At 63.3% G+C, this 23,093-nt stretch carries 18 protein-coding genes and 4 pseudogenes; 8 read left to right on the top strand and 14 right to left on the bottom strand.

Annotation, left to right across the window (positions count from 1 at the left end):
* Nucleotides 1-1,298: pseudogene (gene recG, locus Q427_RS27115) on the top strand (ATP-dependent DNA helicase RecG); the annotation flags it as partial.
* Between the two features lie 96 nt (nt 1,299-1,394).
* On the opposite strand, the gene Q427_RS27110 reads toward recG, so the two are convergent.
* From Q427_RS27110 to Q427_RS27100, 3 genes and pseudogenes are all read right to left on the bottom strand, one after another.
* Complete coding sequence (locus tag Q427_RS27110) at nt 1,395-1,751, bottom strand: hypothetical protein (RefSeq protein WP_043518655.1); 357 nt, start codon at nt 1,749-1,751, stop codon at nt 1,395-1,397.
* Nucleotides 1,752-1,835: 84 nt separating this feature from the next.
* Complete coding sequence (locus Q427_RS27105; protein ID WP_043518653.1) at nt 1,836-2,114, bottom strand: HU family DNA-binding protein; 279 nt, start codon at nt 2,112-2,114, stop codon at nt 1,836-1,838.
* A gap of 211 nt (nt 2,115-2,325) precedes the next feature.
* Nucleotides 2,326-3,485, bottom strand: a pseudogene (locus Q427_RS27100) (FAD-dependent oxidoreductase).
* 108 nt (nt 3,486-3,593) lie between these two features.
* Between Q427_RS27100 and Q427_RS27095 the strand changes: the two are divergent.
* From Q427_RS27095 to Q427_RS27075, 5 genes and pseudogenes are all read left to right on the top strand, one after another.
* Nucleotides 3,594-4,160 carry a chorismate--pyruvate lyase family protein gene (locus Q427_RS27095; RefSeq protein WP_231613949.1) on the top strand — a complete coding sequence of 189 codons (567 nt, stop codon included), beginning with the start codon at nt 3,594-3,596 and terminating at the stop codon, nt 4,158-4,160.
* A gap of 29 nt (nt 4,161-4,189) precedes the next feature.
* Complete coding sequence (gene ubiA, locus Q427_RS27090; RefSeq protein WP_043518651.1) at nt 4,190-5,083, top strand: 4-hydroxybenzoate octaprenyltransferase; 894 nt, start codon at nt 4,190-4,192, stop codon at nt 5,081-5,083.
* Between the two features lie 233 nt (nt 5,084-5,316).
* A pseudogene (locus Q427_RS27085) lies at nt 5,317-6,596 on the top strand (aminotransferase class III-fold pyridoxal phosphate-dependent enzyme).
* Between the two features lie 23 nt (nt 6,597-6,619).
* Nucleotides 6,620-8,116: a CoA-acylating methylmalonate-semialdehyde dehydrogenase gene (locus tag Q427_RS27080; protein ID WP_043518649.1), complete on the top strand. Its 1,497-nt coding sequence runs from the start codon at nt 6,620-6,622 to the stop codon at nt 8,114-8,116.
* A gap of 183 nt (nt 8,117-8,299) precedes the next feature.
* The gene (locus Q427_RS27075; RefSeq protein WP_231613948.1) at nt 8,300-8,872 is read left to right on the top strand and encodes a TetR/AcrR family transcriptional regulator; all 573 of its coding nucleotides are present in this window, start codon (nt 8,300-8,302) and stop codon (nt 8,870-8,872) included.
* A 19-nt stretch (nt 8,873-8,891) separates the two neighbouring features.
* Here the strand turns inward: Q427_RS27075 and preA are convergent, their stop codons facing one another.
* The 4 genes and pseudogenes from preA to Q427_RS27055 form a co-directional block, all read right to left on the bottom strand.
* Complete coding sequence (gene preA / locus Q427_RS27070; RefSeq protein ID WP_043518640.1) at nt 8,892-10,193, bottom strand: NAD-dependent dihydropyrimidine dehydrogenase subunit PreA; 1,302 nt, start codon at nt 10,191-10,193, stop codon at nt 8,892-8,894.
* Nucleotides 10,190-11,569, bottom strand: coding sequence for an NAD(P)-dependent oxidoreductase (locus Q427_RS27065; RefSeq protein ID WP_043518639.1), 1,380 nt, complete (start codon nt 11,567-11,569; stop codon nt 10,190-10,192). The genes preA and Q427_RS27065 overlap by 4 nt, the downstream gene beginning before the upstream one ends.
* An 84-nt stretch (nt 11,570-11,653) precedes the next feature.
* Nucleotides 11,654-13,094: pseudogene (hydA, locus tag Q427_RS27060) on the bottom strand (dihydropyrimidinase).
* 31 nt (nt 13,095-13,125) lie between these two features.
* Nucleotides 13,126-13,992 carry a nitrilase-related carbon-nitrogen hydrolase gene (locus Q427_RS27055; RefSeq protein WP_043518637.1) on the bottom strand — a complete coding sequence of 289 codons (867 nt, stop codon included), beginning with the start codon at nt 13,990-13,992 and terminating at the stop codon, nt 13,126-13,128.
* 615 nt (nt 13,993-14,607) lie between these two features.
* Between Q427_RS27055 and Q427_RS27050 the strand changes: the two genes are divergently transcribed.
* Complete coding sequence (locus Q427_RS27050) at nt 14,608-16,119, top strand: NCS1 family nucleobase:cation symporter-1 (protein WP_043518636.1); 1,512 nt, start codon at nt 14,608-14,610, stop codon at nt 16,117-16,119.
* A 46-nt stretch (nt 16,120-16,165) separates the two neighbouring features.
* On the opposite strand, the gene Q427_RS35810 is transcribed toward Q427_RS27050, so the two are convergent.
* From Q427_RS35810 to cysZ, 3 genes are all read right to left on the bottom strand, one after another.
* Nucleotides 16,166-16,324, bottom strand: a complete 159-nt coding sequence (locus Q427_RS35810) for a hypothetical protein (protein WP_269321331.1) — start codon at nt 16,322-16,324, stop codon at nt 16,166-16,168.
* Between the two features lie 29 nt (nt 16,325-16,353).
* Nucleotides 16,354-16,656, bottom strand: coding sequence for a copper chaperone PCu(A)C (locus Q427_RS35805; protein WP_051496762.1), 303 nt, complete (start codon nt 16,654-16,656; stop codon nt 16,354-16,356).
* 79 nt (nt 16,657-16,735) lie between these two features.
* Nucleotides 16,736-17,458: a sulfate transporter CysZ gene (gene cysZ, locus Q427_RS27040; RefSeq protein WP_043518634.1), complete on the bottom strand. Its 723-nt coding sequence runs from the start codon at nt 17,456-17,458 to the stop codon at nt 16,736-16,738.
* A 183-nt stretch (nt 17,459-17,641) separates the two neighbouring features.
* Here cysZ and Q427_RS27035 point away from each other — a divergent pair, with 183 nt between their 5' ends.
* Nucleotides 17,642-18,049: an acyl-CoA thioesterase gene (locus Q427_RS27035; protein ID WP_043518631.1), complete on the top strand. Its 408-nt coding sequence runs from the start codon at nt 17,642-17,644 to the stop codon at nt 18,047-18,049.
* Between the two features lie 66 nt (nt 18,050-18,115).
* Here Q427_RS27035 and Q427_RS27030 read toward each other — a convergent pair whose 3' ends face one another.
* The 4 genes from Q427_RS27030 to Q427_RS34935 form a co-directional block, all read right to left on the bottom strand.
* Nucleotides 18,116-19,216: a TRAP transporter substrate-binding protein gene (locus tag Q427_RS27030; RefSeq protein WP_043518630.1), complete on the bottom strand. Its 1,101-nt coding sequence runs from the start codon at nt 19,214-19,216 to the stop codon at nt 18,116-18,118.
* A gap of 133 nt (nt 19,217-19,349) precedes the next feature.
* Nucleotides 19,350-21,557 carry a DNA helicase II gene (gene uvrD, locus Q427_RS27025; protein WP_043518629.1) on the bottom strand — a complete coding sequence of 736 codons (2,208 nt, stop codon included), beginning with the start codon at nt 21,555-21,557 and terminating at the stop codon, nt 19,350-19,352.
* 363 nt (nt 21,558-21,920) lie between these two features.
* A complete protein-coding gene (hexR, locus tag Q427_RS27020; protein ID WP_043518628.1) occupies nt 21,921-22,784 on the bottom strand; it encodes a transcriptional regulator HexR in 864 nt (287 codons plus the stop codon).
* Between the two features lie 106 nt (nt 22,785-22,890).
* Nucleotides 22,891-23,093: hypothetical protein (locus tag Q427_RS34935; protein ID WP_231613947.1), on the bottom strand; the 203-nt coding region annotated here is incomplete at its 5' end.

Genomic DNA, 23,093 nt, shown 5'->3' with positions numbered 1-23,093 from the left:
CTCACCCAGTTGCCCTTCTCGCTGACGGGGGCCCAGCGCCGGGTGCTCGACGAGATCGGCGCCGACCTGGCCCGCGAGGTGCCCATGCTGCGCCTGGTCCAGGGTGACGTGGGCTCGGGCAAGACGGTGGTAGCGGCCATGGCGGCACTGTCGGCCATCGCCGGCGACTGCCAGGCGGCGATGATGGCGCCCACCGAAATCCTGGCCGAACAGCATTACCGTACCTTCCGTGCCTGGCTCGAGCCACTCGGCATCGAAGTGGCATGGCTTTCCGGCAAGCTCAAGGGCAAGGCACGGCTGGATACCAAGGCCGCCATCCTCGATGGCCGGGCCCGCATGGTGGTAGGTACCCACGCCCTGTTCCAGGGCGACGTGCATTTCCAGCGCCTGGGCCTGGCCATCGTCGACGAACAGCACCGCTTCGGCGTCCACCAGCGCCTGGCGCTGCGCGAGAAGGGCGAGGCCGGTGGCCTGACCCCTCACCAGCTGGTGATGACCGCCACGCCCATCCCCCGCACCCTGGCGATGAGTGCCTATGCCGACCTGGACGTCTCCGTGATCGACGAGCTGCCCCCGGGTCGCACTCCGGTCAAGACGGTGGTGGTTCCCGACGAGCGCCGACCCGACGTGGTGGCACGGATTCGCCATGCCTGCGCCGAGGGGCGTCAGGCCTACTGGGTCTGCACCCTGATCGAGGAGTCGGAAGCCCTGCAGTGCCAGGCCGCCGAGGCGACCCACATCGAGCTTGGCGAGGCGCTGCCGGAACTGGCCATCGGCCTGGTCCACGGCCGCATGAAGGCCGCCGAGAAAGCGGCGGTGATGGATGCCTTCAAGGCCGGCGAGCTGGACCTGCTGGTGGCCACCACGGTGATCGAGGTCGGGGTCGACGTGCCTAATGCCAGCCTGATGATCATCGAGAATCCGGAGCGGCTGGGGCTCTCCCAGCTACACCAGCTTCGCGGTCGAGTCGGGCGGGGCTCCACCGAAAGCTTCTGCGTGCTGCTCTACCACGGCCCGCTGTCGGCCCACTCCCGGCAGCGACTTGGCGTCATGCGCGAAACCACCGATGGCTTCCGCATCGCGAGAAGGACCTGGAGCTGCGCGGCCCCGGCGAGGTGCTGGGCACCCGCCAGACGGGGCTCGCCCAGATGAAGATCGCCGACCTGGAGCGTGACGCCGACCTGCTGGATCGTGTCTCGCCCCTGGCCGAAGCTCTTCTCGCCAGCCACCCGGAAGCCAGCCAGCCACTGATTCGCCGCTGGCTAGGCGAAGAGGCAGGACGCTACGGGCAGGTGTGAGGCCCGTCTCCAGGCAAGCTGATGGGGGATGATTGGCGCGAGTGGCAGCGGAAGGGTGGCAACGCCTGGACACCCGCCAGGCCAGCGAGTGCTGGCTTACAGGTACTTGAGCAGCTTCTGCAGCTTGTTGAGGTCGCTGGAGTCACCGACCAGGCGCACGTTACCGGCCATCATGCCATCGAGGAAAGCCTGCTGGGTCGGCTTTCGCAACACCTTGATGGCGGTGGCCTCGTCCTCGAAACGCAGCTCCAGGTCCAGGTCCACGGGAAGACCCGCCCCCGTTTGGATGCCACGGGGCGACATGCGGTAATGACGTGCGATGGAGAGATTTTCGGTCGCGATACCCCAGTCGAGGCTACGCATCTCTGTCAGGGCTTCGCGAAAACGCGGCTTGCGGTGCAGTGCAATCTTGAGTAACCAGCCCAGCAACCAAAGCATGAGTCTCAGCTTCATGGCGAATCCGCTTCGAACAGGAACGGGAGGAAACCGCGGCCTGCAACAACGGCAGGCCGCGCCACGAAAGCGCTCCGCGTGGCGTCAGCCCTTGCCGACAGCATCCTTGAGCCCTTTGCCGGGCTTGAAGGCCACGGTCTTGCTGGCCGGAATGGCCAGGGGCTGGCCCGTTTGCGGGTTCTTGCCGGTGCGGGCGGCTCGCTCGCGCACGGTGAAAGTCCCGAAGCCGATCAGTGAAACGTCCTGCCCCTGAGCCACGCTACCGGTGATCTCATCGAGAATGACGTTGAGTACCTGGCCCGCCTTGTCCTTCGAAAGTTCCGCACGCTCGGCAATCGCCGCTGCAAGTTCTGGCTTGCGCATAAATCCCCTCCTGGTATTGGCTATTTCCCGACGCTGGGTGTCGGTATGTTGTTATCCGCACGAGCGATTCTTGTAACACGAACCGCCTGCTACTTCCGGGTATGAAGCCCTTGATATGCTACGCATGAAACCCTTGCTACCCGGAAAGCGCCATGCAAGGTGACGTTATCGTCAGCTGCAGGCCGGGAGGCCCGCAGTTCCTTCGACGACACTAGCCTAGCAATGGCGGTGTCGCTCGCGCCAGCTCAACTTTCCGCCGCACGCAGCTCCCTGTCAACGCAAAGCCGATCAAACGTTCGTCTTGTGTCTCGGCAAAGGCTGCCAGATCGCGACCTTCTCCTTCGATTCGCCAGCGTGCCGGTGGTCTCGCTGGCGGCATTGCCACCACCGGCAGCAACGGCGTCTTGACCAGTATCGGCCAGGCTCCGTATACCACCTCGGAGGGCTCGCCGGTCAAGGTTCGCGCCAGTGCCTTGGCACTGGCCTGGAGCGGCTGAACGTACATGGCATTGACCCCATCGACGCAGGCCACGTCACCCAGGGCGTAGATCCCGGGTGCCGACGCTTCCAGCCGGCGATCCACCAGAATACCTGCCGCAGCGGTCTCTAGACCGGCCAATGCGGCCAGCTCCGTTCGCGGCCGCAGCCCGGTGGCGACCAGCACCAGATCAGCCACCACCAAGCTGTCATCACTGAGCGTCAACCCGATGTCGCTCCCGACGCTTTCCAGGGCTGACAGACTGCGCCCCAGCTGCAGCGTCATTCCGCCTTCGACGAAAGCGTCTCCCAGCGCACGCCCCAGCGGCTCCGGCAGCAGCCGAGGCAGCGGCGCACGCTCCGGCGCTACCAGGGTGACCTCATGCCCGCCGGCGGTGAGGTCATTGGCGAATTCGCAGCCCACCAGCCCCGCCCCGACGATGGCCACCCGGGCCCGGCGGCCCAGGGCTACCAGCGCCGCGTGGAAATGGCGGTAGTCGTCGAGATCGTTGATGGTGAAGACTCGCCCGGTCAATGTTTCCGGCACGCTGAAGGGCACCCGAGGTGCCGCCCCGGTGGCCAGTACCAGCTCGCCCCAGGCAGGCGCTCCTCACCGATGCACAGCGTGCGGGCATCGATGTCGATGCCCTCCACCCGGGTATGGGTGCGCATCACCACGCCCAGCTGATCGGCCGCTTCCAGAGCCGTACGGGTGGCCAGCCGCGAGGGCGACAGGCCCTTGGCGAAGCCGGTGGAGAGCAGTGGCTTGGCGTAGTCATCGCCGCTATCGGCGGTGACCAGGGTGATGGGGCGCGCCGTGTCCCGGGCACGCAGCTGCCGGGCCAGGCCCAGGCCCGCCATGCCGGAGCCGACAATGATAAGGGGAGCGGTCATGAAACTCCTTGCCGTATCGCTGGGGCTGGCATGCGCCGGCCCACTACAGGGAATCGCGTCAGAACCGCATGTTACACTATGCACCCCTCGATCGACCTGGAGAGCAAGGTGACCCGGAGATGTGCGGCGCGCCACGGCCACTTCCGCTTGACCCCGAGCACAGTAAGCTGGCGGCCGCTGGCGGCTGCCCAACCCTTCATGAGCCCGGACTGGTGGGCCTGGGTCGCCTCGCGGGATTCCCTGACCAACCGCTTGATCGCAGCCGGGGGCGAGAAGGCCTTCCGCGTGCGCCTGCTCGACCAGCGCCAGGGCCGTCCCCGCCCCGACGAGGCCAGGGCGCTGGGCCTGCCCATTGGGCGCCTCGCCTGGCTGCGTGAAGTGGCGCTTTGCCTGGATGAACGACCCTGGGTGGTGGCCCGCTCGGTGGCGCCACTTGCCCAGCTGCGTGGCCAGCGCCTCGACCGGCTCGGGGAACGCTCGCTGGGCAGCTGGCTGTTCCGGCAGCCAGGCCTGGAGCGCAGCCCCATCGAGGTCACCGCCTCTCCGCCCCCTTTCCATTGCCAGGCCGGCCCCTGGGGCCGGCGCTCGGTATTTCACCACGGCCGCTTTGCCGTTCTGGTGCAGGAGTTCTTTCTCGACGCCATGGCGGATGAACTGGCGCTGCCTTCACGTTAGGATGAGCGCCATCGATTGAGGAGGCTCCGATGGACCGATCCCTGCTGCATCCCACCGGCCTGGCCCGCGTACCCGATTTCCTGCACCTGATGCGCCTGGACCGTCCCATCGGCACCTGGCTGCTGATGTGGCCCACCCTCTGGGCGCTGTGGGTGGCCGCCGAGGGCATTCCCGGGCGCAATGTGCTGCTCATCTTCATCGCCGGCGTCTACCTGATGCGGGCGGCCGGCTGCGTGGTCAACGACTACGCCGACCGCCACTTCGATGGCCACGTCAAGCGAACGAAGAACCGCCCCCTGGCCACCGGCCGCATCAGCGAGGGCGAGGCCCGGGTGCTGTTCCTGGTGCTGGTCGTGGCGGCCTTCGTACTGGTGCTGTTCACCAACCTGTTCACGGTGATGCTGTCCCTGGTCGGGGTGGTGCTGGCCTTCATCTACCCGTTCATGAAGCGCTACACCCACCTGCCACAGCTGTTCCTCGGGGCCGCCTTCTCCTGGGCGATTCCCATGGCCTTCGGCGCCGTGCTGGGCCACGTGCCGGTGGAGGCCTGGCTGCTGTTCTGTGCCAACGTGGCCTGGACCGTGGCCTACGATACCGAGTACGCCATGGTCGACCGCGACGACGACCTTCGCATCGGCATCAAGTCCACCGCCGTGCTGTTCGGCCGCGCCGACCGCCTGATGATCGGCCTGCTGCAGGGTGCCACCCTGGCGCTGTTGGCATGGGCCGGCCTGCGCCTGGGGCTCGGCGCCTTCTTCTGGTTGGGCCTCGCCGCCATGGGGGCCACTTTCGTGCACCAGCAGACCCTGATTCGCACCCGGGACCGGGACCGCTGCTTCCAGGCGTTCCTCAACAACCACTGGTCGGGCTTGCTGGTCTTTGCCGGCATCGCGCTCAGCCTCTGGCCAACCGTGAACGGCTGAACCTCGCTCGGCGGGCACGCCAACCACGTATTACAAGACTGACGTTAACGATAGTATAGTTTGATTTTATAAACCTTTCGTTCGGTCCATGCTGTCTGCACAACGCGGTGAACAACACCCGACAGGCAGCAGAGGACAGGACCATGTACCAGGTCGATACCCACCAGGCCACAACGTCACCCACCGGCCGTGAGGCGGCAGCAGGGCACCCGGGGCTCAACCGGCACCTGTGGATGCCGTTCAGCTCCAATCGCGACTTCCACGCCAACCCGCGCATGATCACCGCTGCCGAAGGGCGCTACTTCATCGACGACAAGGGCAGGCGACTGTTCGATTCGCTGTCGGGTCTATGGACCAGCGGCGCGGGACACAACCGCGTGGAGATCCAGCAGGCGGTGTCCCGCCAGCTGGGCAGCCTGGACTTCGCCCCGGGGTTCCAGGTCGCCCACCCCTTGGCCTTCGAGCTCGCCGAGAAGGTGGCAAGCCTGACCCCTGCCGGCCTCGACCATGTCTTCTTCACCAACTCCGGCTCCGATGCCGCCGATACCGCGGTGAAGATGGCCAAGGCCTACTGGCGGCTCAAGGGACGGCCGGAGAAGACCCGCCTGATCGGCCGCGCCAAGGGCTACCACGGGGTCAACGTCGGCGGCACCAGCCTCGGCGGGATCGGCGGCAACCGCAAGCACTACGGGCAACTGCTCGACGTGACGCACCTGCCCATACCCTGCAGCCTCACCTCGCCTTCACCCGCGGCCAGGCCGAGAGCGGCGCCGAACTCGCCAATGCCCTGCTCGACCAGATCGCCCTGCACGATGCCTCCAATATCGCCGCGGTGATCGTCGAGCCGATGTCGGGCTCCGCCGGGGTCATCGTGCCGCCGAAGGGTTATCTCGACCGGCTGCGGGAGATCTGCAGCGCCCACGACATCCTGCTCATCTTCGACGAGGTGATCACCGCCTTCGGCCGCAGCGGCGCGATCACCGGCGCCGAGGCCTTCGGCGTGAAACCGGACTTGATGAACATCGCCAAGCAGCTCACCAACGGTGCGGTGCCCATGGGCGCGGTGATCGCCTCCAGCGAGATCTTCGATACCTTCATGCATGCGGGCGGGGCCGGGCACGCCATCGAGTTCTCCCATGGCTACACCTATAGCGCCCACCCGGTGGCCTGTGCCGCCGCCCTGGCTTCTCTCAACCTGCTCGAGCGGGAGGACTTCCCCGGCCAGGTTCGCGCCATTGCCCCGGTATTCGAGGAGAAGCTGCACGCCCTCAAGGGACGATCCCATGTGGTGGACATCCGCAACCACGGCCTGGCCGGGGCGATACAGCTCGCCCCCCGAGGCGGCGACCCCACCGTGCGACCTCGCGATGCCCACATGGCGCTCTGGGAAGCGGGGTTCTATGTGCGTTACGGCGGCGACACCCTGCAATTCGGCCCACCCTTCGGCTCCACGGAAATGGAGCTGGAGCGGCTCTTCGACGCCGTGGCCTCGACCCTCGATTCCCTGACCTGAACCCTACCGAGAAGGAGCGCCCGATGGACGTCGTTTCCCACCTGATCAACGGTGAAAAGTGCCGGAGCACCCATACCCTGCCGGTGACCAACCCCTCCACCGGCGAGATCGTTCGCCAGGTGGCGGAGGGTGACAAGGCGACGGTCGAGCAAGCCATTGCCGCGGCAAGGGCAGCCTTTCCCGCCTGGCGCGACACCCCACCGTCAAAGCGTGCCCAGGTAATGTACCGCTTCAAGCAGCTGCTAGAGACCCACGCCGACCGGCTGGTACAGCTGATCAGCGAAGAGCACGGCAAAACCCTGGAAGACGCCATGGGGGAGCTCAAGCGCGGCATCGAAAACGTCGAGTACGCCTGCGGTGTGCCGGAACTGCTCAAGGGCGAGTATTCCCACAATGCAGGCCCCGGCATCGATGCCTGGTCCAACTTCCAGCCGCTGGGGATCGTCGCCGGCATCACGCCGTTCAACTTTCCCGCCATGGTGCCGCTGTGGATGTACCCCATGGCCATCGCCTGCGGCAATACCTTCATCCTCAAGCCCTCCGAGAAGGACCCCACGGCGACACTCGCCGTGGCCGAGCTGCTGCACGATGCCGGCCTGCCAAAGGGCGTGATCAACGTGGTGCACGGGGGTCGCGAGGCCGTCGAGGCGCTGCTGGACGCACCCGACGTCAAGGCGATCTCCTTCGTCGGCTCGACCCCCGTGGCCGAAGCGATCTATACCCGCGGCAGCGCCAGCGGCAAGCGGGTCCAGGCCTTGGGTGGCGCGAAGAACCACGCCGTGGTCCTGCCGGATGCCGACCTGGAAAATGCGGCCAATACCCTGATGGGCGCGGCCTACGGCAGCTGCGGCGAGCGTTGCATGGCGATCTCGGTCGCGGTCTGTGTGGGCGACGAGACGGCCGATCGACTGGTGGAGACGCTGCTGCCCAAGATCGCCGGGCTCAAGGTCGGTGCCGGGACGGAACGCGGCCTCGACATGGGCCCGCTGGTCACCGCCGAGCATCGCGACAAGGTACTCGGCTATATCGAGGACGGCGTCGCCTCAGGCGCCACGCTGGTTGCCGATGGACGCGGCATCAAGGTAGCGGGGCATGAGGACGGCTACTTCATCGGTGGCTGCCTGTTCGACCGGGTGACCCCTGAGATGCGAATCTATCAGGAAGAGATCTTCGGGCCGGTCCTCTGCGTGGTGCGCGTCGCCAGCCTCGATGAGGCCATGGCGCTGATCAATGCCCACGAATATGGCAACGGCACCTGCCTGTTCACCCGGGATGGCGAAGCCGCTCGTCGCTTTGCCGATGGCATTGAAGTCGGCATGGTCGGCATCAACGTGCCGCTGCCGGTACCGGTCGCCTATCACAGCTTCGGCGGCTGGAAGCGCTCGCTGTTCGGTGACCTGCACGCCTACGGCCCCGACTCGGTTCGCTTCTACACCCGACGCAAGGCCGTTTCCCAGCGCTGGCCCTCGAGCTTCGAGACCAGCTCCGCCGAATTCTCCTTCCCCTCCAGCGGCAGCTGAATCACGCCGCTCGCTTGAGCCGATGCACTACGAAACCAAGGCACCACCGCTATTGCTGTGGTGCCTCCTTGTGTATGCTTAGGATTACGGATTGATTGACCGGTTATCCAGGACGGCTGCAAGGTGCTCCCATAGATGGCAAGAAAACAGGATGATATTAGACGCCAGAACAGGGAAAAGATCTTGCTTGCCGCCGAGTGCATCTTCGCCGAAAAAGGTTACGCTGGCGCCTCCATGGGCGATATCGCCAAGCTGGCCGACCTTCCCAAGTCCAACGTCCATTACTACTTTTCCACCAAGGAAGCACTCTACCGTGCCGTGCTGCTGGAGCTGCTGGAGGTGTGGAAGCAGGATGCGCTCTGTTTTGAGCTCTATGACGATCCTCGCATCGTGCTCTCCACCTATATCCGCGCCAAGATGCAGCATTCACGCAACCGGGCCCACGGTTCCAAGGTGTGGGCGGCGGAGGTCATGCAGGGCGCCCCCATTCTCCAGACAGACCTTCGCGATAATCTCTACGAGTGGGCCAAGCTCAAGGAGGCCAAGATCCGTGAATGGATCGAGGCCGAACGGATCCTGCCGGTGGAGCCTTCGCATCTGCTGTACATGATCTGGGCCTCGACCCAGCACTACGCCGACTTCGACTATCAGATCGCCCTGCTGAACGACGACCGCCCGCTGGACGATATCCAGTTCGAGAAGGCGGTGCAGTCGGTGACCTCGGTCATCCTGCGGGGAATCGGCCTGACACCGTGAACAGTGCCAGGCCGCCGGCTCAGCTCGCCACCCGGTATGGGTTGCGCGGATCCTCGTTCCAGCTCATGTAGGGCTTGCCGGTCTCCTGGGGCACCATGGTGATGCAGTCCTGTACCGGGCAGGTGATCTGGCACAGGTTGCAGCCCACGCACTCCTCCTCGATCACCTCGTAGCGCCGGGCGCCACTGGCATCGACCAGCTTGGCGATCGACTGGTGCGAGGTATCCTCGCAGGCGATATAGCACCGCCCGCACTCGATGCACTTGTCCTGGTCGATATGGGCAATGGTCTGGAAGTTCATGTCCAGGTGCTTCCAGTCGGTGGTGTTGGGAATGGCCTTACCGGTGAAGTCGGCAATCGTGCGGTAATCCTTCTCCGCCATCCAGCGTGACAGGCCGTCCTTCATCTCCTCGACGATACGAAAACCGTGCAGCATGGCGGCGGTGCATACCTGCACGCTGCCGGAGCCCAGGGCTATGAACTCCGCGGCATCCCGCCAGTTGGAAATGCCACCGATCCCGGAAATGGGTAGATCGCGGGTGGCGGCGTCGCGAGCAATCTCGGCGACCATGTTCATGGCGATGGGCTTGACCGCGCTGCCGCAATAGCCGCCGTGGGTGCTCTGGCTGCCCACGGTGGGCCTGGCCACCATGGCATCGAGATCGAGGCTGGTGATCGAGTTGATGGTATTGATCAGCGACACGGCATCGGCCCCGCCGCGCAGGGCGGCCTGGGCGGGGGCCCGAATGTCGGTGATGTTGGGGGTGAGCTTCACGATCACCGGCTTGGGGTAATACTGCTTGCACCAGCGGGTGACCTTCTCGATCAGGTCCGGGTTCTGGCCCACCGCGGCGCCCATGCCGCGCTCCGGCATGCCGTGGGGGCATCCCAGGTTGAGTTCGATGCCGTCGGCGCCGGTGGCTTCCACCAGCGGCAGGATGTGTTTCCAGGCCGCTTCCTCGCAGGGCACCATGATCGACACGACCAGCGCCCGGTCCGGCCATGCCTTCTTGACCGCGGTAATCTCCCGCAGATTGATCTCGAGGGAGCGATCGGTGATCAGTTCGATGTTGTTGAAGCCCAGCACCTCGCGATTCTTGCCGAAGTGCGCTGAGTAGCGCGACGACACATTGACCGCCGCCGGGTCCTCGCCGAGGGTCTTCCAGACCACGCCCCCCCAGCCCGCCTCGTAGGCACGCACCACGTTATAGGCCTTGTCGGTAGGCGGTGCCGAGGCCAGCCAGAAGGGGTTGGGCGCCTTGATGCCGGCGAAGTCGACGCTCAGGTCGATACCGTTGAGTCCGTTGGGGAAAGTCATCATGCGGCCTCCTGCTTGGCCATCAGGGCCTGGTGAATCGCGTGGGCCGCAAGCTTGCCGTGCTGCACGGCCTGTACCGTGAGGTCCTGGCCCGGTGCGACGCAGTCGCCGCCGGCATAGACCCGGGGAAGCGAAGTCTGGAAGTTGCCGTCGACCTGAATGCGTTCGCCATCCCGGGCGAGCTCTGCCGCCATCGGCTCGGCCAGACTGGTGGTGTCGAAGCCCTGTCCAATGGCCTTGAAGACACCGTCCGCCGCGATATCGAGGGTCTCCCCGGTGCCGACCAACCGACCACTGTCCTCGCGTGTCTTCTCGAAGCGCATGCCGGCTACCCGACCTTCCCCATCGAGCAATACCTCCAGGGGCCTGGCCCAGGTCATCATGCGTACCCCGTTGCGCTTGGCGATCTCCTGCTCATGGCCGGTGGCCGACATGGACTCGACGCCACGGCGATAAACCAGCGTGACCTCCTCGGCACCCAGCCGGGCCATCTGGGTCGCCATGTCGATGGCGGTATTGCCGGCACCGATCACCACGCAGCGTCGAGCCAGCGGCAGGTCAACGAGTTCCTCTGCCTGGCGCAGCTCCTTGATGTAGTCCACCGCGGGCATCAAGCCCGGCGCATCCTCGCCGGTCATCCCCAGCCGACGACTGGCCCCCAGGCCCAGCCCCAGGAAAACGCTGTCGTACTCGCCTCGAAGTTGCTCGAGGCTGAGGTTGTCGCCGAGCCGCTGGCCATAACGAATATCGATGCCGCCAATCTCGAGCAGGAACTCTACCTCCCTGCGGGCGAAGTTATCGGTCATCTTGTAGCGGGCGATACCGAACTCGTTGAGGCCGCCGGGCTTGGCCTCGGCTTCGAAGAGGCTCACCTGGTGACCGAACATCGCCAGGCGATGGGCACAGGCCAGCCCCGCCGGACCAGCCCCCACCACCGCCACGCGACGCCCGCTATCCGCAGCGCGGCGGAAGGGGTGTTCCTCGAACTGCATGTTGTCGGTGGCATGGCGCTGAAGCAGGCCGATCAGTACCGGCTGGCACTCGGCATCGTGGTTGCGCACGCAGCTCTGCTCGCAAAGGATTTCCGTCGGACAGACCCGGGCGCAACTGCCGCCGAGGATATTCTGCTCAAGGATGGTGTGAGCGGCACCGTTGATATTGTCCTCGCCGATCTGGCGAATGAAGCGCGGGATGTCGATATCCGACGGGCAGGCCTCAATGCAGGGCGCGTCATAGCAGTAAAGGCAGCGCTGGCTTTCGATGATTGCCTGGCGCTGGGTGAGCGGAGGATGCAAATCGCTGAAGTTGTCGGCAAGCGCCTGTGGCGTCGCCCCGGGACTGTCCCCCACGCGGGGTAGATGATCGAGATAGTGGGTCACGGTCGTGGCCTCTCATGGTGGTTTCACATCTTGTTGTCATCACCGTCTCGCTCTCGCGGGCGGTGTGTGCCCGTGTATTACGGCTCAGGCACGCTGCACGGGCTTGGGCGCGTTGAGCTCTGCCCGACGCTCGAGCAACTCGAACACGCCAGGGTAGGCCGGGCGCTCCAGGTAGCGGCCGGCCCCTCGTTCGGCATGCAGCTCGCCATCGCGCCAAACCCATTTGCCCTGGCTCACGGTATGCCGGGGGATACCCCGCACCGTCTTGCCCTCGAAGATGTTGAAGTCGACGTTCTGATGGTGGGTCGCGGCCGAGATAGTGCGGGTGCCATTGGGGTCCCACACCACCAAGTCGGCATCGGCTCCCACCTGTACCGCCCCCTTGCGCGGATAGAGGTTGAAGATCCTGGCGGTATTAGTGGAGGTCAGGGCGACGAACTCCTGCTTCGACAGCTTCCCGCTATTCACACCCTCCTCCCATAGCACCGCCATGCGATCCTCGACCCCGGCGGTACCATTGGGGATCTTGGTGAAATCTTCCCTGCCAGCCGCTTTCTGTTCGGCACAGAAGCAGCAGTGGTCGGTGGCGGTGGTCTGAAGGTTACCGGACTGCAGGCCTTGCCATAGCGCCTCCTGGTGGCCCTTGGGCCGGAACGGCGGGCTCATCACATGGGCGGCGGCTCGCCCCAGTCGGTATCCTGGTAGACGCTGTCGTCGAGTACCAGATGGCCGGCCAGGCACTCGCCATAGACCGGGTGACCCTGCTGGCGGGCATAAGCGATCTCGTCGACGGCATCCTTGGTGGAGACGTGTACCAGGTAGATGGGTGCCCCGAGGGTGCTGGCGATACGAATCGCCCGGCTGGCGGCTTCTCCCTCCACCTGGGGCGGGCGTGACAGGGGGTGGCCTCCGGTCCGGTCATGCCCTCGGCCAGCAGCTTCTGCTGCATGTGGTAGACCAGTTCGCCGTTCTCCGCATGTACCGTGGGCACCGCGCCGAGTTCCAGGCAGCGCGAAAAGCTCTGCACCAGGATGTCGTCGGTGGCCATGATGGCCCCCTTGTAGGCCATGAAGTGCTTGAAGCTGTTCACTCCGTGCTCCCGCACCAGAGTCCCCATCTCCTCCCTGACGCTGTCGTCCCACCAGGTGATGGCGACGTGGAAGGCATAGTCGCAGGAGGCCTTTTCCGCCCAGCCTCGCCAGATATCGAAGGCCTCCATCAGCGACTGGCCAGGGCTCGGGATCACGAAATCGATGATCGATGTGGTCCCGCCCGCCAGCGCCGCCGCAGTGCCGCTATAGAAGTCCTCACTGGCCACGGTGCCCATGAAGGGCAACTGCATATGGGTGTGAGGATCGATGCCTCCGGGCATCACGTACATGCCACCGGCGTCGATCACCTCGCACCCTGCAGGGGGGGCAATGTCCGCTCCAATCGCCTGGATCTTGCCGTCATCACAGAGGATGTCGGCGCGGTAGGTGTCGCTGTGGGTGACGACGGTACCGCCACGAATCAATACGCTCATGATGCGCTACTCCCCGATCGTGTTGTCATTGTCATTCACCGTCAGTGAGACGCTCATAGGCATCCGGACGACGATCACGGAAAAACTGCCAGTTGTTGCGCACCTCGCGCACCATATCCAGGTCGATCTCATGGATCAGCAGCTCATCCTCCTTGTCACTGGCCTGGGCCTCGATCTGGCCACGGGGGTTGACGATGTAGCTCGAACCGTAGAATTCCCCGATATTCCAAGGCGCCTCGGTACCGACCCGATTGATGGCGGCGATGAAGCAGCCGTTGGCCGCGGCGGAGGCAGGCTGTTCGAGTTCCCACAGATACTGGGAGAGACCAGCCACAGTAGCGGAGGGATTGAAGATCACCTCGGCACCGTTCAAGGCGAGCGCCCGCCACCCTTCGGGAAAGTGGCGGTCGTAACAGATGTAGACGCCGATCTTGCCGTAGGCGGTATCGAAGACCGGCCACTCGGACTTGCCGGGCTTGAAGAAGAACTTCTCCCAGAAGCCGGCGACCTGGGGGATATGGGTCTTGTGGTACTTGCCGAGATAGCTGCCGTCGGCATCGAACACCGCCGCGGTGTTGTAGTAGACCCCGGTCTCGGTCTCTTCAAAGATCGGCACGACCATCACCATGCTGTGCTTGGCGGCCAGCTTCTGCATCAGTTGGCAGGTCGGCCCCTCGGGCACCCGTTCCGCAGCGGCATACCACTTGGGATCCTGGCTGGGACAGAAATAGGGCTGATTGAAGACTTCCTGGAAGCACAGGACCTGCACGCCGGCGTCCGCCGCCTGCTGGATCAGCGGCAGGTGTGCCTCGTTCATGGCATCGCGAATCGCCGCGGGTTCCAGGTCGGTACTCGCCTTAAGGCCCATCTGTATCAGGCCGATTTTCATTTTCTGCATGATCGCTTACCCAATGTTGTGTTTGTTGTCGGGCTCATGCGACTGTGCACGACGTCGGCAAGAGCCAAGGTAAAATTCAGAAAACAATAAAGCTGTCACTTAAGTCAGCTTTTTCAAAACTAGTCGGTGATACCAGCTCCTTCAAGATCTTTTTCATCTCTCACAGGGATTTTAATCAACCTGTTGTTTTAAAAGGAAAATAAGAAATCTCCTCGTCCTGGAACTCCATTTTGGTGAAATCTTGCTCCAGAAAGGTGCCTTTATGAATTCTATTTAAATCAATAAAAACAATATCTTAATATATGTTCCGCACTTATTTTATTAGCTCGTTAACAAATCTTGAACCATTTTGAAACTTGACTAGCCTGACATGAAGCGTGAAAACGACGTCGTTCTACCTGGCTTCTCCCGGCCTCATAAAATTCTGTCGATTTCGTCAGCTTTTCAGATTATCGAGTGGGTGATGACCTTGAAAAAGTACATCCACAGGGGAGAAAGGTCGCTCTCGGGAGGGCGATTCAAGGGAAACGGCATAACTTGGGCACGCTTATTGCTTACTGCTCGGTAGGGCTACCGGGCAGTTCATGAACCCATCTAGTGACGTGGAGAACAACAATGACCACCAAGTCATCAAGGATGCTGGACAAGCAGGGCTTGATCGAACTCGAGGAAGGCGATGACGTTCGTGACAGTCCACGCTTCAATACCGATATTGCTCCCACCAAGGCGCACGAGCGCACCTGGTCGAAATGGAACATTGCCGCCCTGTGGGTGGGTATGTCGATCTGCGTGCCGACCTATACCCTTGGCGGCGTCTTGACCGCCTACTTCGGGCTCAGCGTCGGTGAAGCGCTGCTTGCGATCCTGCTGGCGAATGTCATCGTGTTGATTCCCCTGACCCTCAATGCATTTCCGGGCACCAAGTTCGGCATACCCTTTCCCGTGGTACTGCGCTCATCGTTCGGGATTCTCGGATCCAACGTACCCTGCCTGATCCGGGCGCTGGTCGGCTGCGGCTGGTTCGGCGTGCAGACGATGTTCGGGGGGCTTGCCATCCACCTGTTGCTGTCAACGATCTTTCCCCCCTGGCAGGCGCTGGGAGGGATCGGCGAAGTCATAGGCTTCTTCATCTTCGGCGCCATGAACCTCTATGTGGTGATCCGCGGCGCCGAATCGATCAAGTGGCTGGAGACACTGGCAGCCCCGCTGCTGCTGGCGGTCGGAATCGGATTGATGTTCTGGGCCTGGCCACACATGTCGATGACCGAGCTCTTGCTGCAGCCGCCATCTCGCCCCGAAGGGGCGCCGGTCTATGGCTACTTCTTCGCCGGCCTGACGGCCATGGTCGGCTTCTGGGCTACCCTGTCGCTCAACATTCCCGATTTCAGTCGCTTCGCCAAGAGCCAGAAGGACCAGATCGTCGGCCAGGTGCTCGGCCTGCCGTTGACCATGTTCTTCTTCGCTGCACTCGGTGTGGTCATGACAGCGGCCTCGGAATCGCTGGTCGGCCAGACCGTCGCCGACCCGGTCAGCCTGATCGGCATGATCAACAATCCGTTCTGGGTCAGCCTCGCCATGGTAATGATCATCATCGCCACCATCTCGACCAATACAGCGGCCAATATCGTCTCGCCAACCAATGATTTCCAGAACGTCGCGCCCCGCTACATCGACCACACCCGCGGCGTTCTGATCACCGGGGCATTCGGGGTGGCGCTGATGGGCTACGACTTGATGCAGAAGGCGGGGATCCTCACCTCCGGTGTGTCCCTCGAGAGCATGTACTCCAACTGGCTGCTGGGATACTCCAGCTTGCTGGGGCCAATCGCCGGCGTCATGGCAGTTGACTACTTCCTGATCAAGCGCCAACGACTCGACGTGCCGAGCCTCTATCAGGACGGGAAGGCCTATCCCGCCATCAACATTGCCGGCTTTATCGCCTTCGGCATACCCGTCTCGCTGACCCTGCTATCGCTGACCACCGGCACCATGTTCTGGTTCTACGACTATGGCTGGTTTACCGGTTCGATTCTTGGTGCCGTGATCTACTACGTAGCCAGCATGGCGCTCTCACCGGTCAGCCAGACCGTGCAGGCGACCGCCATCGACGTAGAGCGGCGGCTGTAGCAAGAGCGAGCGGCCTGGCGCCACTTGCCAGGCACTCGCTGGGGCATCAATGGCGGTGCCGATGCAGTAGTTCCCCTGCATCGGCACTGCCATCGCTGGCGCTCTGGACCTGCACACGGATATCGATCTCACCCCGCTCGGCAAAGGTCAGGGTCATCGGGAAGCTATCACCCTCGCGCAGCGGTGCGACAAGATTCATCAGCATCAGGTGATAACCCCCGCCCGGGCGCATGGTCAGAAGGTGCTGGCGGGCACTTCGATTTCGCCGACAGGAAACATCCGCATGACACTACCCTCCATGGCCATGTCATGGAGCTCGACGGTATCGCTGGCGGGGGTGCTCGCCCCTACCAGTACGTCGGGCTCGTCGCCGACGATGGAAACATCCATGTAGGCGGCAGCGTGGTCGACACTGGGCGGAGAGGGTGTGGCGAAGGGGTAGGTGATCAACAGATCATCCAGCCGATACTCCTGTGCCATGGTCGGAGCAGCCATCGACAGGGTGGCAGCCAGCATCAGAAAAATCATGGGGCGCATGGGGTGAAATCCTTGTGCGGCTTGTGAATACACTCAGACACCCTTAAGGGTAGCAGCTCCCTGACACCCCCTGCCCGGGTCAGGAGGCAGGCATGCCCCGATAGTGGCCATCCCACATCAGCACCGCACCCGCCACGGCGCCGGGAAGCAGGAAGAGGTTGGCCAGCGGGATCCAGGTGATCAGCGTTACCCAGGCCCCGTAACTCAAAGTTGGCCAACGGCGTGACACCAGGCGACGCCGCATGTCGGCGAAGCTGACCTTATTGTTGTCCATGGGGTAGTCGAGATAGGTGATGGCCATGATCCAGGCGGAGAACAGGAGCCAGAGCAGCGGGGCGATCAGATTGACAGTGGGAATCCAGCTGATGGCGAACAGCAACGCCATCCTGGGGAGGATATAGCCAAGCTTGACCAGTTCACGGCCCAGCGCATCCACCGCCGTCCTGGCCAAGCCCCGATCATCCAGGGGCGGCCGGCCGGTGGCCAGCACCTCTACCCTGGCGGCCAGGAAGCCGTAGAAGGGCGCGGCAATCAGGTGCGTCACCAGGGTGAAGGTGAAAAACACCACCAGCACCAGGCTGATCACGAACAGTGGCCAGATCAGCCAGGAGAGCCACTCAAGCCAGCCTGGCACCATGGCCATCCAGCCGTCGAGCCAACCACCGAAGTGAGTGACCACGTAGTACAGCATCAGGCTGTAGACCACCAGGTTGATCCCAATGGGCACGAAGACGTAACGACGCATGCCCGGTGAGTAGGCAAGCCGAGTACCACGTACCAGGGCCGTGAAGGCATCCAGCATTGTGTTTCCTCATGGCAAGAGGGTGGTGGTGACAGGCAAGCACCGGGTGACAGGTTGTCGCAAGGCTGGAGCCAGGGGGACCTTGCCGTATAAGATGGCGCACAGGCGCGCTGCAGCGCAATATCATTCAGCTCGTTTTACCCCGTACCGACCACTGACAACAACAAGCCGAGCAGACGACCCATGACCGACCTCGACGATGTGCCCGCTCCCCAGGGACAGCTGACGCTCAAGCTACTGGCTTCCCGCCAGGATACCAACCTGTATGGCGACATTCCCGGCGGCTGGCTGGTCAGCCACATGGATCAGGCCGCCGAGCTGGCAGCCGGTCGTGAAGCCGGTGGCCGCACCGCCACCGTGGCCATCGAAGCCATGGACTTCCTGTGCCCGGTTCGAGTGGGCTCGACGGTCAATATCTTCACGGCCGTTCGCGAGATTGGCCATAGCTCGGTCAAGATCGACGTGGAAGTCTGGAGCCGCCAGCCCCACGAACGTGATGGCGACGAACTCCACAAGGTCACCGAGGCCCGTTTCGTGATGGTGGCACTGGACGACAAGGGACGGATCCGCGCTGTCCACCAAGGCGGCTGAGTCTGCACCCAAAAAATGACAGGGGCGCCATACGGCGCCCCTGTTCAGCTTACCCTGCCTTGTGCGTCAGTCCTGGAGGTTATCGCGGGTCTTGAGGTAGTCGAATTCACCCACGTCGTGGAACGGACGTACCAGGTTCTGGAAGGCCTGATAGGATTCGTAAACCTTGGCGGAATCCGGATCGTTCTCCACCTGATTCTGGATGACCTGCTGCGAGGACTCGTAGAGTGCCTCCACGACATCATCGGGGAAGGTGCGCAGTTGGACGCCGTGCTCCTCCACCAGGGTCTCCAGCGCCTGGGCGTTGCGATAGGCGAACTCACTGATCATCGCCAGGTTGGAGGCTCGTGCCGCCTCGGTCACTACCGCCTTGAGATCGTCCGGCAGCGCGTTCCAGGCATCCAGATTGACAGTCCCCTCCAGCACGGCAGTGGGCTCGTTCCACGGCGAGGTGTAGTAGTAATCGGCGACCTGATGCAGGCCGAAGGCCATGTCGTTGTAGGGGCCTACCCAGTCGGCGGCGTCGAGCACGCCGGTCTGCATGGAGGTGAATATCTCACCGCCCGGCATGTTGACGGTGGTGACACCGATACCATTCATCGCTTCACCAGCCAGACCCGGCAGGCGCAGCTTGAGCCCCTGCATGTCATCTAGCGAGTTGATCTCCTCCTTGAACCAGCCGGCCATCTGGGCACCGGTGTTGCCCACGGGGAAAGGCTTGAGGTTGTGCTTGGCATAGACTTCGTCCCACAGCTCCTGGCCGCCACCATAGTAGAGCCAGGCGTTGGTTTCGGTGGTGTTCATGCCGAACGGCACTGCGGTGAAGAACTGTGATGCGGCAACCTTGCCCCGCCAGTAGTAAGCGGCGGAGTGGCCCATCTCGGCGGTTCCGGCGGCAACGGCGTCGAAGACTTCCATTGCCGGCACCAGCTCACCGGCGCCGTGCACGCGGACGCGCATGCGACCGTTGGAGAGCGTCTCGATGCGTTCGGCAAAATCATTCGCGCCGGTGCCCAGGGCGGGGAAGTTGGTCGGCCAGGAGGTGACCATGTCCCAGGTGATGGTTTCCTCTGCGCTGGCCGTGGATACGAAAGCGGCTGTTACGACGCCGGCGGCACCGAGGCCGACGGTCTTGAGGCTATTCTTGAGAAAAAGGCGGCGTTGCATGGCGTACGTGACTCCAAGGGTGATTATTCTGATTCGCGTCTTGTGCTGCGCGATGTGTCCGCCTGAGAGTATGCGTAAGGACATATTGGGCAGCAAGCACGCCTTTTGACGTAGACGTCAACGACAGGCGCTCTCAGAGTGGTGTGAGCTTGGCGAAGCCCAGCACCAGCCACTTGTCACCCTCGCCTTCGAAGCTGACCTGGACCCGGGCGCGCTCCCCCTCGCCCTCGGCGTTGAGGATCACCCCTTCGCCGAACACCGGATGCCGCACCCGCTGCCCCAGGCTCAGGCTGGGAAGGTCGCCACCGCCATTGACCGAGGTCTGGCGGGAGAGTCCGACCGCTGGCCGCATGGCCGTGACCGGTCGGGAGATCTGTCCGCGCAAACGTACTTCTTCCATGTACTCTGCGGGAATCTCGCGCAGGAAACGCGAGGCCCGTTGGAAGGTCTCCTTGCCGTGCATGCGGCGGATCTCGGCATAGGTGATGTAGAGCTTGCGCATGGCCCGGGTCAGGCCCACATAGCAGAGCCGGCGCTCCTCCTCGAGGCGGCCGGGCTCCTCCAGCGACATCCTGTGGGGAAACAGTCCCTCCTCGACCCCGGCAATGAACACCACCGGAAACTCCAGCCCCTTGGCGGAGTGCAGCGTCATCAGTTGCACACCATCTTCGAATTCGTCGGCTTCGTGCTCGCCAGCGTTGAGCGCCGCTTCGGAAAGGAAGGCTTCCAGTGCCACGCCGCCTTCCCCCGTCTCCGGTGGATTCAGCGCCTCGCCCTGGGTGAAGGCACGGGCGGCATTGATCAGCTCCTCGAGGTTCTCGACCCGCGCCTGCCCCTTCTCGCCCTTCTCGTTGCGGTGATGCTCGATCAGGCCCGAATGCTCGATCACATAGGCGATGATCTCGTGCAACGACATGCCGGCGGTTTCATTGTCCAGCCTCTCGATAAGGTCGGCGAACGCCTGAATGGCATTGCCGGCACGCCCCTTGAGCGATGCGTCGGCGAGCCCGTCATGCAATGCCTGCCACAGCGTGACGTCGGACATGCGGGTGCGTTCACGCAGGATCTCCACGGTGCGGGTGCCGATGCCCCGGGCCGGCACGTTGATGATGCGCTCCAGTGAGGCATCGTCGTCACGATTGAGCAGCAGGCGCAGGTAGGCCAGGGCGTTGCGGATCTCGAGGCGCTCGTAGAAGCGATGCCCGCCGTAGATGCGATAGGGCATCCCCTGACGGATCAGGGTCTCTTCCAGCACCCTCGACTGGGCGTTGGAGCGGTAGAGGATGGCGATTTCGCGCCGATTGTAGCCCTCGTCGACCTTCTCCTTGATGGTATCGACGATGAAGCGCGCCTCATCCAGATCGTTGAAGCCGGCATAGAGCGAGATCGGCTCGCCGCGACTGCCTGCCGTCCACAGCTCCTTGCCCATGCGCTCGGCGTTGTGACTGATCAGGGCGTTGGCGGCTTCCAGTATCGCACTGGTGGAGCGGTAGTTCTGCTCCAGACGCACGGTGCGAGTATCGCGAAACTCCTGCTCGAAGCGGCGGATATTCTCCACTCGGGCGCCGCGCCAGCCGTAGATCGACTGGTCGTCGTCGCCCACCACCGTCATCGGCGTCTTCATGCCGGAGAGCAGCTTGAGCCAGGCATATTGAAGGGTATTGGTGTCCTGGAATTCGTCGACCAGCACGTGGCCGAAACGCTCCTGGTAATGGGCCAGCAGGGCCGGATTGTCGCGCAGCAGCTCCAGGCTGCGCAGCAGCAGCTCGCCGAAATCGACCAGCCCGCCACGCTCGCAGGTCAGCTGGTAGCGTTCATAGAGATCCACCATCTGTGCCAGGTAGGCATCGCCATGGGCATCCACCTGGTGCGGCCGCAGCCCCTCTTCCTTGCAGCCGGAAATAAACGACTGCACCTGGCGCGGCGGGTAGCGCTCGTCATCGACATGATTCTCCTTGAGCAGGCGCTTGACCAGGCGCAGCTGGTCGTCGCTGTCGATGATCTGGAAATGCTGGGGGAGTCGGGCATCCTGCCAGTGGGTACGCAGCAGGCGATGGGCGATGGAGTGGAAGGTACCGACCCAGACGTTGCGCAGCGACAGCCCCAGCAGCGCCTCAAGGCGGGTGCGCATCTCCCGCGCCGCCTTGTTGGTGAAGGTCACGGCGAGCACCGCGTAGGGCGACAGGCCCTCGACCTGCATCAGCCAGGCGATTCGATGCACCAGCACGCGGGTCTTGCCGGAACCGGCCCCGGCCAGCACCAGCATGTTGCCCTGGGGGGCACTGACCGCCTCGTGCTGGGCGGGGTTCAGTTCATCGAGAATCGCCGTGACGTCGTCCATGGAAAGGGTACTGCCGCTCGAAAAATGAGCGCTCAGCTTAGCATATCCTGACTGCGCATAAGACTCGGCGGGCGCCTGGCGGAGGCGGCATCGTTGGTGGTTATCGTCAAGCACCGGCAACACCGCCGGGAGGCTTGCGCCTCCAGTCGCGATCTGAAGATGCTCCTACAATGGCGTGGCAGCGTCAGTGGACAGGGGCGCTGTCGGAAGATGATTAATCGCCGGCCCAACGCTTCGGCGAGTGGCGCCGGGGACAGGTTGAAGCGTAGGTCATCCTTCAGGGATGAAGGATGTAGCGCCCAGGGATGGGTTCACAGCGCCTCCGCGTAAACCTGTCGCCGGGAAAGCCACGTCTTCAGGCCACTATGGCTTGCCTTCCTGCTCGGGAAACCTCAGCGGCGTCAGGCTCTTCTTCACCGCCTTGAGCTGCTCGGCGAGCCTTGGGCCGCGGGTCTTGGCCACCCCTACCGCCAGCACGTCGACCAGCACCAGGTGGGCGATACGCGAGCTCATCGGGGTGTATATCTCGGTATCCTCGTGCACGTCGATGTATAGCGGCAGGGTCACCTCCTCGGCGAGCGGCGAGCCGCTGGGACACAGCCCGATCACCGTGGCACCGGCCTCACGGGCCAGGCGCACGCTGGCGACCAGCGCCCGTGTCCGGCCGGTCTGGGAGATGGCCACCACCACATCGCCCTCCTTGAGGGTCACCGCCGACATGTTCTGCATATGCGGGTCGGCATAGGCCGCGGTGGATATCTGCAGGCGAAAGAACTTGTGCTGGGCATCGAAGGCTACCGCACCGGACGCACCGAAGCCGTAGAACTCCACCCGGTTGGCCATGGCCAGCGCCTGGATCGCACGGCTCAGGGCCTCGTTGTCCAGCCGATCACGCACCGAGAGCAGGGTGCCCACGGTGGAGTCGAAGATGCTCTGGGAGAATTCGGCCACCGAATCATCGTCGTTCATCGAGAACTGGGCGAACTGGCTGCCGGAAGCCAACATCTGCGCCAGCTTGAGCTTGAAGTCCTGGAAGCCGTTGCAACCCAGCGCCCGGCAGAAGCGCACCACGGTGGGCTCGCTGACCTTGGACTCGGTCGCCAGGTCGACGATGCGCATATGGATCACTTCATCGGGGTTCCGCAGAACGTAGCGCGCCACCTTCTGCTCGGAGCGGCGAAAGTGTTCCATGCGGCGTCTCATTTCATCGAACAGGGCGCGGCTCACGCTGAACTCCTTGGTTGGCAGTCGCAGAGATCAGTATGCCCCATCACGAAGTCGATATGGAATTTCGGCCCCTCTACGTGGAATGACCCACTTAGTCATCATCCTGTCAAGTGGGGTATAGTAGAAAAGCCGAGTCGCCATTGAGCTGGGTGACGGCATGCCGAAACAGCTCGGCAAGCAGAAGATAGGCAAGAGGATACGACAAAGAAGAAGAGGGAGAGTCGATCATGAGCAAGATCGAACGCGTAACTTCCGTAAAGAGTGAGCTTCTCGACATCTTCATGAGCTTGAAAGTCGCCGAACACGAGA

It is taken from the genome of Halomonas sp. BC04, assembly GCF_000568385.1.
Note: the sequence above shows the minus strand (reverse complement) of the source record. Positions and strands in the feature narration are given on the sequence as shown.